General features: G+C 70.9%; 6 protein-coding genes. 5 read left to right on the forward strand and 1 reads right to left on the reverse strand.

Annotation, left to right across the window (positions count from 1 at the left end; translation table 11 throughout):
* The first annotated feature begins 31 nt into the window (after nucleotides 1-31).
* On the forward strand, nucleotides 32-901 hold the full coding sequence (gene mltG, locus ABEA26_RS00925; protein ID WP_345588203.1) for an endolytic transglycosylase MltG: 870 nt from the start codon (nucleotides 32-34) through the stop codon (nucleotides 899-901).
* 12 nt (nucleotides 902-913) lie between these two features.
* Here the strand turns inward: mltG and ABEA26_RS00930 are convergent, their stop codons facing one another.
* Nucleotides 914-1984, reverse strand: coding sequence for an NAD(P)-binding domain-containing protein (locus tag ABEA26_RS00930; RefSeq protein ID WP_345588305.1), 1071 nt, complete (start codon nucleotides 1982-1984; stop codon nucleotides 914-916).
* A 137-nt stretch (nucleotides 1985-2121) separates the two neighbouring features.
* On the opposite strand from ABEA26_RS00930, the gene ABEA26_RS00935 reads away from it, so the two are divergent.
* The 4 genes from ABEA26_RS00935 to ABEA26_RS00950 all read left to right on the forward strand — a co-directional run bounded on the left by ABEA26_RS00935 (nucleotide 2122) and on the right by ABEA26_RS00950 (nucleotide 12563).
* Nucleotides 2122-2544, forward strand: coding sequence for a secondary thiamine-phosphate synthase enzyme YjbQ (locus tag ABEA26_RS00935; RefSeq protein WP_345588205.1), 423 nt, complete (start codon nucleotides 2122-2124; stop codon nucleotides 2542-2544).
* A gap of 805 nt (nucleotides 2545-3349) precedes the next feature.
* A complete protein-coding gene (locus tag ABEA26_RS00940) occupies nucleotides 3350-4177 on the forward strand; it encodes an alpha/beta fold hydrolase domain-containing protein (RefSeq protein ID WP_345588207.1) in 828 nt (275 codons plus the stop codon).
* Entirely contained in the window at nucleotides 4170-7340 is a 3171-nt protein-coding gene (locus ABEA26_RS00945; RefSeq protein WP_345588208.1) for a hypothetical protein, read from the forward strand. Before ABEA26_RS00940 ends, ABEA26_RS00945 begins: the two co-directional genes overlap by 8 nt.
* 21 nt (nucleotides 7341-7361) lie before the next feature.
* Nucleotides 7362-12563: a hypothetical protein gene (locus ABEA26_RS00950; RefSeq protein ID WP_345588209.1), complete on the forward strand. Its 5202-nt coding sequence runs from the start codon at nucleotides 7362-7364 to the stop codon at nucleotides 12561-12563.
* Nucleotides 12564-12694 lie beyond the last annotated feature (131 nt).

Consider the following 12694-nt stretch of genomic DNA (forward strand, 5'->3'; position numbering starts at 1 on the left):
TTTGCGTGCAGATGGGGGTTACCGTGCCCGCATGCAGACGAACACTCCGCCGCGGAGCACGAGAGGCACCAGGAGAACGATCCGACTGACGCGCCGGGGGCGTATCGCCCTGATCGCGACCGGCGCCGTCGTGGCCGGTACCGCCGTGGCGGTGCCGCTGCTGATGACGGACGACGAGGGCGAGTCCCGCCCCACGTCCCTGGCCGTCCCGGAGGGCCGGCGCGCGGCCCAGGTCTACGAGGCCGTCGACGAGACCCTCGCCCTGCCCCCCGGCACCACCAAGAAGTCCCTGGCCAAGGCCGACCTCAAGCTGCCGAACGACGCCGAGGGCAACCCCGAAGGCTATCTCTTCCCCGCGACCTATCCGCTCGGCGAGAACCCGACCCCCGAGAAGCTGCTGACGGCCATGGTCGACACGGCGAACGAGAAGTTCACCGGCGCGCCGATCACCGCGGGCGCCCAACGCAACGCGCTGAACGTCTACCAGGCGGTCACCATCGCCAGCATCGTGCAGGCCGAGGCCGCCACCAAGGAGGACATGGGCAAGGTCGCCCGGGTGATCTTCAACCGGCTCGAACGCGGCATGCCGCTCCAGATGGACTCCACCATCAACTACGCCCTGGGCCGTTCCACCCCCGGGACAACGCCCAAGGACACGAAGATCGACAGCCCCTACAACTCCTACCAGCGCATGGGCCTGCCGCCCACTCCCATCGCCAATCCGGGCGACGAGGCGATGAGCGCCGCGGTCAACCCGACCCCCGGCGACTGGCTGTACTTCGTCACGGTCAAGCCGGGCGACACCCGCTTCACCGCCGACTACGCCCAGCACCAGCGCAACGTCGCCGAGTTCGACCGCGTCCGGCAGAGCGCCTCGAAGGAGCCGGCCGAGGCGAGGTGACCCGGCGGGGCGTCACGCGGCGACCGGTGCCCGTTCTGCCAGCAGTCGTCTGATGTCCCGTGCGGCCGCGCGTCCGGCCCGGTTGGCACCGATGGTGCTGGCCGACGGCCCGTAGCCGACGAGATGGATCCGCGGGTCGAGGACCGCACGCGTCCCCTCGACACGGATCCCACCGCCCGCCTCCCTCAGCCGCAGCGGCCGCAGGTGGTCGACGGCGGCCCGGAAACCGGTAGCCCACAGGATGACGTCCACGGCCACGTTCGGCCCGTCCCGCCACGCCACGCCGTCGGGCGTGATCCGGTCGAACATGGGTCGGCGGTTCAGCACGCCGGAGTCGAGGCCCGCCCGGATCGCGTCGTTCAGTGGCAACCCGGTGACCGACACCACGCTCTTCGGCGGCAGGCCCTGCCGCACCCGTTCCTCCACGAGCGCCACCGCCGCCCGGCCCGCGTCCTCGTCGAAGGGCCCCTCGCGGAAGACAGGGGGCCGCCTGGTCACCCACGTGGTCGCCGCCGCGTACGGGGCGATCTCCAGCAGATGCTGCGTTGCCGAGGCGCCCCCGCCCACCACGAGCACGCGCCGTCCGGCGAACTCCTCGGGACCGGCGTACCGCGCGGTGTGCAACTGTCGTCCCCGGAAGGTTTCCTGCCCCGGGTAGCGCGGCCAGAAGGGCCGGTCCCAGGTGCCGGTCGCGTTGATCAGCGTCCGGGTCGACCAGGTCCCGGCCGAGGTCTCGACGAACAGCCGCTCACCCGTCCCCTCGCGCACCGCGCGTACGTCCACCGGACGCCGGACCCGCAACTCGAAGGCGCTCTCGTACGCCGCGAAGTACTCACCGACCACCTCGGCGGACGGCCGCGCCGGATCCGCCCCGGTCAGCTCCATACCCGGCAGCGCGTGCATCCCGTGCACCTTGCCGTACGTCAGCGACGGCCAGCGGAACTGCCAGGCGCCGCCGGGCCCGGGGGAGTGGTCGAGCACCACGAAGTCGCGCTCCGGCTCGAACCCGGTGCGCCGCAGATGGTAGGCCGCGGCGAGTCCCGCCTGACCGGCACCGATGACGACGACCTCGACCTCGCGCATCCCGACCTCGTGTGTGTCGTTCACGCTTCTACCAACGAAGCCGAGCGCCCCGATCTTCCCGCGATCCGCCACGGGACGATCGCGGGCGGCCCAGCCGTTCCCGCGTCCGGTCCGCCGCGTACGTCAGGATGGGAGACATGCCCGATGCCTTCACCACTCGAGTTCTGAACCTCGCCACCGGCTCGTCGGAGCGGGTCGCCGACATCACCGGTGACTGCGAGTCCTTCCTCCGCGAGGCGGCGGCCGGCCGCGACGGCCTCCTCAACGTCTTCGTCCCGCACGCCACCGCCGGCATCGCGATCATCGAGACCGGCGCAGGCAGCGACGACGACCTGTTGGCCGCCCTGCACACCCTGCTCCCCGCCGACGACCGCTGGCAGCACCGCCACGGCAGCCCCGGCCACGGCCGCGACCACGTCCTGCCCGCCTTCGTACCCCCGCACGCGACCCTGCCGGTGATCGACGGACGCCTGGAACTCGGCACCTGGCAGTCGGTATGCCTGGTGGACACAAACAGGGATAATCCCGACCGTCAGGTCCGGCTGAGCTTCCTCGGCTGACGCAGGTGACGGAATTTACAGCGTCGAATCCCGGCCGGACCAACGTCTATTCGCCCGCGCGTGATCAGCCCGTGAGCGGCATGTTCCTGGGCGCGGTCGGGTGTCGGGATCTGCACCCACGACTCTTTCCGCCCGAGTGGGGTTCGCTCATGTTGCGCACCTGCCTAGGGCAGTATCTGTGCTGGTCAGAGCGTTGGTCATGATTGGTTTCCGGTGATGTCGCAAGGGCTCTGGGAGAAGATCTTCTCCCTTCGCAGCGGCATCCAGGACGTCTCCAAGCCGCAACCATGCCGTCGGACCCTAGCGGGACGCCGGGCTGGTGGCGAAGGCGGGGCCGCGCGTCGTCGTTGTCGCCGAGTGCAGCGACGACGGTCGAGGCGACGGCGGCGTGTGCGGTTCCGTGGCGGGCGCCTCCGACCGCGAGGGCAGTCCGGGCCGGTAGGGCACGCACGACTTCCGGTATGCAGCCAGGGAGCGCCAGCACCTCTCGAGCCCAGGTCTCCCTCAAGCTGGGTCCCCCGCCCAGGTGTCGGCGGAGGTCCGTCGTGATCTGCAGCAGAGCCCTTCATTCAGCAAGAAGGGGGTTGTGATGCCGTCCCGCCTGCCATAATCACGGCAAGCCTCGATCTTTCATGGCGCCGCGTCGAAGTGTCCGGCGACCTGTGGCACCGCGTCGCAGACCGCGCACGCCTATGCGGTACGGACGAAACGGGCATCCCCGTATCGTTGCGGGTGAGGGACTTGCCTGATGTGGTGTGCTCACTTGGTGACTTGTCGAGGCAGGGGACGAAACGGGGGTGGTTTCATGGCAGACATCGTCGCAGTGCATGGCATTCTCACCAACAGGTCGAGCCGTGACGAGATGCACGACTCTTGGCTGGCCGCTCTGCGTGAAGGCGTACGGAATGTCAGGTTTGCGGGGGCCGAGGACCTCACCCTGGAGTGCGCGTTCTACGGACACATGTACAACGACGGGAAGGCCGGTGCCGCCTGGCAGTACGTGATCGGCGACCTGCGGCCGGGAGTCGAGGAGGATCTCCTGGTCGCGCTGGCCGAAGCGGTCGAGGATCCGTCACACCAGGTGGCGGGCAAGGCTGGATACGCCCCGCAGAGCGCGCAGTGGGCGATCCGCGTTCTCCAGTCGCGCGGGTTCTTCGGCGGCACGGCTGCCGGGATCATCGGCTTCGTCAAGCAGGTGGCTCGCTATCTGCGGGACGACGACTTCAAGAGGGCGGTCCGCGCCGAGTTCAGCGCCGCCATGGCGTCCCGACCCCGCCTGGTGATAGCCCACTCGCTCGGGAGCGTGGTCGCCTACGACTGGTTGAGATCCCACACGGCGACTTCCGCGACGACCCTGATCACCCTCGGCTCTCCGCTGGGGCTGCGTCCGGTGTTGCGCGAACTGCATCCGTTCGTCGACGCGTGTCAGGCTCCCTGGCCCACCGGCATCGGCACCTGGGTCAACGTCGCCGCGAAGGAAGACGTCGTCGCCTCGGTCAAGGAGTTGCACGGTCTGTTCGCGGGGAAGATCCAGGACCTTCCCGCGTCCAACTCCCGTCGCACCGCCCATGACGTCACTGCTTACCTGAAGAATGTCCATACCGCCCGGTCGGTAAAGGTGGCACTTGACTGAGAGCGCGAGGCAGACGGGGTACTTCTGTATTTCCGGGCGCCCCGTGTACGGCGGGTCGTTCGCGAACCTGAAGAAGGTGCCGGAGGAGGTCCAGGCCGTCCGTGCGAGCCTCGGCGCTCTCGGTCTGACCGAGTTGTTCCCCGGTGCGGACGGAGACGGAGACGCGCTGTCCCACAGCGACCTCCGGGACGCCCTGTTCGACTGGAGCCGGGGCGCCGCCGAGTACACGGGCGCGCGAACGGCGACCCTGGTCATCTACGCCACGGGCCACGGCTTCGAGCTGGGAACGGACTGGGTACTGGCGCCGACGGAATACGAGGCCCCCGACGATCAGCAAAACACGGACCCCCTGGCCGTCACCAAACCAGCCGATCTGATCAGGGCGTTGCGGCAGCGCGGAGACCTCGCCCAGGTCCTGCTGATCCTGGACGCGTGCGGTGCCGCCCCCGGTGGCGAGCAGGCCCTGCTGGACACGATCGCGCAGGCGCCCTACCGGACCATCGAGGACCAACTCGACCTGTGGGTCGTGGCGGCGGCCCGGCGGTCCGAGAAGGCCCTGGAGACCGTCTTCTCCCGGGCCCTCGCCACCGCGCTGCGCGACGCCACCGCCCCCTCTACCGGCCAACCGCATCTGGACCTGACCCAGGTGATGGAATCCGTGCAGGATGCCCTGAGCCGCACCCATCAGAAGGCGCGGATCGTGGCTGGTCACGGCGATCCGCGCTGCCGGGCGCTGCCCAACCCCCGTTACATGCCGCCCGACCCGCCGGCCTGGCTGCCTTCTGACTGGGGCTGGCTCTCCCGCGGCGTGGTCAACGGCGCGGCGCCTGGCTGGTACTTCACCGGCCGTGAAGCCGCGCTGCGCATCATCCTTGATCACCTGACCGGTACCGGAACGGCCCCTCCACTGTGGCTGACCGGCTCGCACGGCAGTGGCAAGACCGCGGTCCTGGGCCGCGTCGTCACCACGGCGACTGCCGAAATGCGTGCCGCGCTCCCCGTGGTGGCCCGGCACGGCGTCCTTCCGGCCGACGACCTGACCCTGGCCGCGGTCCACGCCCGCGGCCGTACGGCCGACCGGCTGGCCGCCGACATCGCCAGGTCGCTGGGGCTCACCGCCGCGAGCGTCCCCGGCCTGCTGGCCGAGCTCAGGCGTCACAGACCAGGGGCCGTCCGCGGCATCGTCGTCGACCACCTGGACGAGGCTAAGGAGTCCGCCGCCCTACTCACCGAACTGGTCGAGTCGCTGGCCGCGCTGCCGGCGGTCCGGGTGGTGGTGGGTGCCGCTCGTCAGCTGCCCGACCGGCCCGCACGCCGTATCCTCAATCTGGACGACCCGGTGCACCAGGGGGCCTCGTCCGTGGGCACCTATCTGCGGACCCGACTTGCCTACGGCGGGCACGTATCCGACGGTGCCGTCGGAGCCCTGGAGCAGATCTGCGGCGGCTGTTTCACCGCGGCCGTCGCCGCGGCGGACGTCCTGCTCCGGGAGGGCACCGGCTCTCTGGAACGCGCCTGCGAGGCCGCCGTCGCCCGGCTCGACGGCCTGCTCCGCCGCACGCTGCAGGAGTTCTTCCCGCGGACCGCCGCAGCGGTGGCGGACACCCTGACCGCGCTGTGCTCCTTCGGCGACGACCTTTTCCTCGACGTGCGGACCTGGGCGGCCGTCGCTTCACGTTTCGTCGGCACTTCTGTGCCCACTCCGCTGTCGCCGCGGGAGCTGGCGGCCTGCCTGCCTGCCTGCGGGACCCTCCTCGTGCGGCGGGACGCCCCCAGCGGGGAACCGGGGGACACGGGGGCCGTGCACGGTGAATGGCGGCCACGCCACCCTCCGCCCGCCGGGGGTCGGGCGCCCCGCCGTACCGTGCTGCGCCACCTGCTCGACGAGCTCCGCGTGGCCGACCAAGGCTGGGAGAACGTCCCGCCCCACCTGCTCGCCGTCCTCGCCGCCGCCGCGGCCGATCCGACCAGCGGTATGCAATTCCTCCTGGACGACCCTGATTTCCTGCTCGCGCTGCCCCGCCCCACCATGACACGAACGGTGCGCGCCCTGCGCGGCCCGGACCAGGCGGCCCGTACCGCCGTATGGAACACCCAGCCCCGGCGCGGGACGCTGCAGCAACGGCGGTTTGCCCTCGCACTCGCGGCCACTCGGAGGGGTCTCACCGATCTCGCCCGCGCGGCCGGGCCCATCATCGCGCCCTGCGGGTCACTGGAGGTGCTCTGGGCGAACCCGGGAGTCCGTGACCGCCATACGACCACGCGCGTGTCGGCGGCCGGGGAACCCGGACCCGGCTCCCTCATCACCGCGCACGACGACGGCACGCTGATCTGGTGGGACGGCGCCAGCGGTGAGCAGGTGGCGTCGCTGACCGGCGTCGGACCGCTGAGGGACCTGTACGCGATCTCGGACACCGGGAACGCAGAGGAGGCCCAGGCGGCCGGGGACGCCGACGGTGCGTGCGCACTGCTCGTCCTCATGGACGGCTCCGTGCTCCGATGTACGCGGGACGCCGCCGACGTCGGCCAGGTGCTGCGGAAGGGATCCGGTGAGCTGCCCGGTCCCTCCGCGTCCCACCCGGCCGGCCTGCTCGCCCTGGCCGACGGCCGGGCCGTCGAGGTGTTGTCCGCCTCCGGTGCCGGCCCGGTGCGTGTCGAAGTGTTCCGGAAGCCTGTCGTCGCACTGGCCGTGGCCGGCCGGCGGGAGGGTCCGGTCCTCTGGGCGGCCACCCTCGACGGAGTGGTCCACCGGTGGGCCCCGGCCGGTCCGGCCAATCCCGAGAGGGTGGCACTGTGCCCGAATCCCGTGCGCCTGGTGGCCTCGGCCGACGGCGAAACGGCGGTGATCGTGGACGCCGGTGGAGCCTGCACGTTCGTGGGGGGCGCCGCCCCGCTCGCGGGCTCCGTGCGACCGCTCGGACACGCCGTACGGGCCGTCCTCCTGACAGCCGATTGGTTCGCCGTCGCCGGTGGCGACCGGGACGGCAGTTGGCTGGACACCCACAGTGCCGTCGACGGGCTCGGCGCCCGCTGGCCGCTCGACGGACGGCCGGCCGGCATTTGTTCGCACGGTCCCGACGGCCTGATCGTGGCGACGTCCGGCGCGCTCGCCCTGCTACGAGCCCGCACCGGTCGAAGCTCCGTGCCGGGCAGGTCGCGGTAACGGCACCAGGAGGTAATCCGGATGGCAACAGCGCCGCACTCCGCGGCTCGTACGCCCGGCAGCGCGTTCGTCCGCGATCGGCTGGCCGGACTCCTCCTGCTGTTGAACCAGGCAGCCACCCAGGACATCGACGAGTCGGAACTGACGGCCACGTTGGCGGAGTTCGACCTCGACGGCGGCTGGATCGGCAGACTGCTGAACGGGCCGGACGCCGTCGTCGTCGCCTCCCTGCCCGACTGGCTGACCGTGGCCGAGAACAGCGGCCTCGCCCTCGTCGCCGACGCCTACTTCGACGGTGACGTCCATGACGCCACGGCGGAGCCACCGGACCCGGACGGCTCAGCGGGGACGCCCGGCACGATGCGCCGCGTCATCAATGAGCTGCCCAAGGAAGTACTGGAGCAGCTTGCGACATTGTGGGCCCAATGCCCCGCGGCTACCCCACAGGAGGACGGGGGCGACGGAGCGGAGTCCCGGAGGGGTCCGGCGCACGCGGCGGTGTTCGACGCGCCCGGGGGACGCCTCGCGATCACCCTGACCGGCGAACCGACCGCGGTGGCGCTGGCGGGCGCGGGGGAGACCGTGGCGGGCGCGGAGATCGCGGTGGCGACGGCGGCCGAGGCTGGACCGGCCTCGGACGGTCCGTTCCCGGCCGGTCCGCCCGGGTGGGTCAGGCCCCTGGAGTGGGCCGGCCCGCACCTCATGGCGGCGTGGGAGGCGGTGGCGGGGCTGCTCGGGAAGTTCGGAGCGGCTGGCCCGGTCGGGAGACCACCCCTGCCAGCCGGGGTGTGGCCCGCGTGGCAGCCCGCCGAGGACCCCGCGATCGGGCTCGGCTATGCACTCGACATCCTCGCGGAGGCCACCGGACTGCCCTGCCCGGATGTCCTGGCCGTCGGCGCCCGGACGGAGGGGGAGAGCTTCGCGTCGATGCCGGCGGCGGAGCTGTCCGGCCGGGTGGAGGCGCTCGGAAAGGTGGGCGTCACCACCGTCCTCGCTCCCACCGAGAGCGGCTGGGTCCTGGTCGGCCCGGGAGACCGACGGACGCCCCCCGCCGACGTGCCCGCCGAGCGGACCCTGGACGGCGCCGCCACCGCTGTCTGGGGCGAGCGCTGGGCCGACTGGAAGCGCGCCCGCCACATTGAGGAGCTGGCCCGCCTGGACTGGGTGCCCGACCCGCTGGAGCCCCGGCCCGGTGACATCCCGATGAGAGAGGCCGACGAGCTTCTGAAGTTCTTCCACGGAGGGAAGCCGAAACAGCCCGGGCCGGCCGGTGCGCACGGCACCGCGAAGGACGCGGTCAGGAAGCAGGCCGCCGCCCGGAAGCGGGCCGCGAAGGGCAGGCGTTTGGCGGTCGTCGGCGGCACCGCGCGCAGCGGGAAGACCACCATAGCCCGGCTGCTGGCCGAAGGGCTGCGGGGCCAGGGCTGGCAGGTGCAGGTGATCCGGTCCCGCCACGGCGAACTGCCCGACCGTGACCCGTTGATCGAAGCGTGCCATCACGCGACGGCTCTGCTGGAGCACGACGGGGCCAGGCCCTTCCTGCTGATCCTGGATGCTCTCCTGCCACTCCAGGGCGGCAACAACGCGGTGGGCGCCCTGCTGCCCATGGTGTCGGAATCCGTCCGGGCGAGCGTGCTCGCCGTTCTGGAGTACGACCTCTCCGCCGCCAACGAGTGGAAGACGGAGAGCATCGACATCGTCCCGTCCCTCGTGGGTAAGCCGCGCCTGAAGGCCTTCGTCGAGCGGGCGGACCGCGCTCGCCCCGGCACGCTGGACCGCCGGGCCGGGCTGGCGGAGGTCGAACGGGAGGACGGCACCCGGGATCCCGGAGTGCTCATCAGGAAGATGCGCACCGGCGGAGGCGATGACCCCGTCCTCGCCTGCTTCGACGGACTCGGCCTTCGGGAGCAGGAGGCGGTGGCCCGGGCCGCGGCGAGCTCGTTGATCCATGCCGGAGTTCCCGAGGAGACCCTCACCGACCTCTCCGATGACGAGCGGCAGGTCCTCGGTTCCGAGTCCCTGGCCGGGCAGGACCTGGCGAGGATCGCGAGCGTCGAGGACAGCGAGCGGATCCTGCGACGGGTATTGCAGATCGAGGAGGACCCCGACGCGCCCGACCTGGTTCCCCTCGCGGGTGGGGGACGGGTGCGGGAGAAGGTCGTCGAACTGGTGCTGCCCCGGGTCGAGACGCTGATGCGCGAGGCCCCCCGCGAGGTCCTGCCGTGGTTGCTCGGCGCCCGGCTCTACCGCGCCCAGGTGGCGGCCGAACTCCTCGACCGCACCCGCGTCGGCGGCGCGCTCCACGACTGGCTCCAGCGAGCGCAGGTGGCCGAACTGGCCCGCTGCCTGACCGCGCTCGGCACCTCGCTCGACGAGGGGATGACCGACGACTTCGTCCTGCAGTTGACCCAGCGGCTCAAGGAGGACCCTTCCCCCCTGCGGCTGCACGACCTGGTGAACGTCATCCGCGGGATCCGGCACGCCATGTCCACCGGGCGGCTCGACCTCAACGAGGTCGCCCCGTGGCTGAAGGTCCAAGTGAACGTCGCCGTCAGCAACGGCGAGGGCACCACTCAGGAACGCCTGCACCTGCTCAGTTTGATCGAGTGGTTCCAGAGCACCGATCTGAACGAGATCATCGTCAAACGCGTCGCGGAGGTCGTCACCGATCTGAGTCCCACCCGGGCCGCCGACTACTTCCTGGTGCTGCAGGCCCTGAGGCTGCAACGCCGGCTGTGGCGGCGCGTGGCGGAGGACACCGAGGTCCACTACGAGGATGCCGCCGGATACCACCCGATCGACCAGGAACCGGGTCCGGAGCTACTGGTTGCGTACCGGGTCAAGGCGGAGGACGGATTCGCCGTGATGCTCGCCGGGATGATGTTGCGCCGTCAGGTGGAACGGACCGAGTGGGTGGAGATGATCGACGAGTACCAGCACCTACTCCAGCCCTCACTGGACCACAGCAGCCCCCGCGACGTCATCACCGCACTGCAGGAGCTGCGGCGAACCTCGGGCATGCACCGCAACGAGATCTTCAAGCGGGCCGTGGACACCCATTGGGACCGGGGCCGCTATCTGGACGCGCTCCGTGCCTTGCTGCGCCGCGCCTCGCCGATGGAGACCGTCGAACTCCTGCGTGTGGTGCAGAGCCTGCACGCCTGGTGTGCCTGCCTGCTGCTGTCGGCCCCCACTCGGGGACCGGTGCGCAGTGCTGCCGACCTCGTACCCGACGAGGAGTTCGTCAGGAACCTGGCCCAGGCGGCGACGAACGATCCCAGGGCGGCGGGGATGCTGCTGTCCGTGACGTATGCGGTGGAGGATCCTTACCACCAGCACGGCAAGACCTTCGCGCAGCGGCTGGGTGACGCGTTCGGCGAGCAGACCGTGGTCGACTGGCTGCAGAGCGACCCGCGTCCCTCCGTGAAGTACTACGTGGTGAAGGGCTTGTGGGAGGCGCAGGTCTCGTTCCGCGTGACCTGCCTGGATCTGATGGTCGACATCGTCACGCAGGCGCTCACCACGTCCCGCCGAGTATGGGGTCCGCGGCTCGCCCTACGGCTCGGAGCCGATCCCGAGTTGGGTGCGGGTTTCCTGGAGAGCTTGCGCGAGAAGGTCGGTATCGACGATCTGCTGGCGGGCATGAGCGTCTGGTATCCCCCGGACGCTCAGGCAGAGTTCCATCGGCTGGCCCGTGCCCTCTACCCCAATGCCCCCCGCAGGTACGCCCAGACGTTCGATGTCCGCGAACTGGCGCAGCGTTTGGCCAACGCGCCGACCATCCCGGTCGCTGAGGCCTGCCGGGAGATCGCCCGCACGATGCGGTACACCGACGGGATCTCCGGGGCGGCCCTCCTGCAGAAGACGAGCAAGATCATCGGTCGGCCGGACGTCTGGGTGGACCGGCTCGACTCGGTGCGGACCGGCGGGGAGTTCACGCAGCTGCTGCGCGTCCTCGACCATGTCGACCGGGGTTTCGTCGGCCGTCTGCTCACCAAGTACGGCGAACTCACGATGCGCACTGTCCACTCGACGGAGGAGTCGCGTCTGGCCTGGCGGACCCGCAGCGAGATGTACCAAAACCCGGTGGCGGCGGCCGGGCTGCTCGCGGCCCTCGAGGACATCGCGGGACTGGGGAAGCCCGTCTACCAGGGGCTCACCGGCGACGCGGTGCTGATGAAGATCTTCACCGAGGAACTGCAGTTGCTGCAGAACCCGTCCGAGCAGTACGTGGCGGCGCTTCACCTCGCGCGCATCGGAGTCGGGCCCAGCCAGGCGCTCAACGCGGACTGGACCACAACGACGTACGAGCTGAAGAAGCTCATCGTCACCACCGTCTCCAGCCCGCGGGTCATCCGGGACATTCTGCGTACCATGGCGCTGTGGGAGCGGCGCTGGGCGCTCGAACTGGTGCCGAAGATCGACTACACCAAGCTGGAACGGCGGCTGCGGCTGGGCTTGATCGCGGATCTGGAACCGGCCATCGGCCTCGCCGCCCTCCTGACCAGCCTCGACGACAATGTCGGGGCACCGCTGGTGTTCGACGCGCTCAAGGATGTCGGCTGGGCGAAGGCGGTGGAGCACGTCGCCCTGCCCTCGGGGGTGCTGCTGCTGCGACTGGCGGCCCGGCTGCAGCCTCAGCACGCCGGTGCCGTCGCGTCGGCCGTCAACGACCGGATCGTCTCCCTGCTCTCCCGCGAGATCGTCCTCGACGACCGGGCCATGTGGTGGGAAGTGGGCCATGCCTGCCAGTCTCTGTCGATGTTCGGTTTCGGCGTACGGAACCTCGGTGGTCCGCCGGTCCGGGAGCCACTGGCCGCGGACGCCCCGTCGGTCTCCCGCGCCCTGAGCTGGCTGCCCCCCACCCCGTGGCGCAACCGCCACCAGACCCTGGCGGTGGAGCGTCTCCTCAGTCACCCGCCGCGCTCGCCCCAAGAGCTGACCCTGGCGCTGGCCGGAGCCGCCGCGGCCGGTCGTCTCGGCGAGCTCTTCGAACGGCTCGGCGACCTCAGCCGACTCTCCGGCGCCACCACCAGGGACCTCGCCGACCTGACTGAGTTCGCCGAGTCCCATCCCGACCTCGCCGTGGCGCTCCACCCGTACCGCGCCTGCTTCGAAGCGCATCTCCAGGCCGCCACCTCGGTGGCCTCGCTGGACACCCGCCGCCTCCGCCAGAGCATCACCAGACTCACGTCCGGCAGGACGGCGAACGACGCCAGCTGATTCACCAGCAGACCGAACGACTGAAAGACAGCCGGCGGATGGTCGAGCCCCTGAAGCGGTGAGGCCCCCGGAATGTGTCGGCCGCAGTGCCGGCCGGGCCCCTCTTGTCCGACGTCTCGTACTCCGCGAGG

Source organism: Streptomyces marokkonensis (genome assembly GCF_039539045.1).
In the GTDB taxonomy this organism is placed as follows: domain Bacteria; phylum Actinomycetota; class Actinomycetes; order Streptomycetales; family Streptomycetaceae; genus Streptomyces; species Streptomyces marokkonensis.

Bases quoted from the DNA above. Each gene is read 5' to 3' on its own strand.
- ABEA26_RS00950 (WP_345588209.1), top strand. From the start codon at position 7,362: ATGGCAACAGCGCCGCACTCCGCGGCTCGTACGCCCGGCAGCGCGTTC.
- ABEA26_RS00935 (WP_345588205.1), top strand. From the start codon at position 2,122: ATGCCCGATGCCTTCACCACTCGAGTTCTGAACCTCGCCACCGGCTCG.
- mltG (WP_345588203.1), top strand. From the start codon at position 32: ATGCAGACGAACACTCCGCCGCGGAGCACGAGAGGCACCAGGAGAACG.
- ABEA26_RS00930 (WP_345588305.1), bottom strand. From the start codon at position 1,984: ATGCGCGAGGTCGAGGTCGTCGTCATCGGTGCCGGTCAGGCGGGACTC.
- ABEA26_RS00940 (WP_345588207.1), top strand. From the start codon at position 3,350: ATGGCAGACATCGTCGCAGTGCATGGCATTCTCACCAACAGGTCGAGC.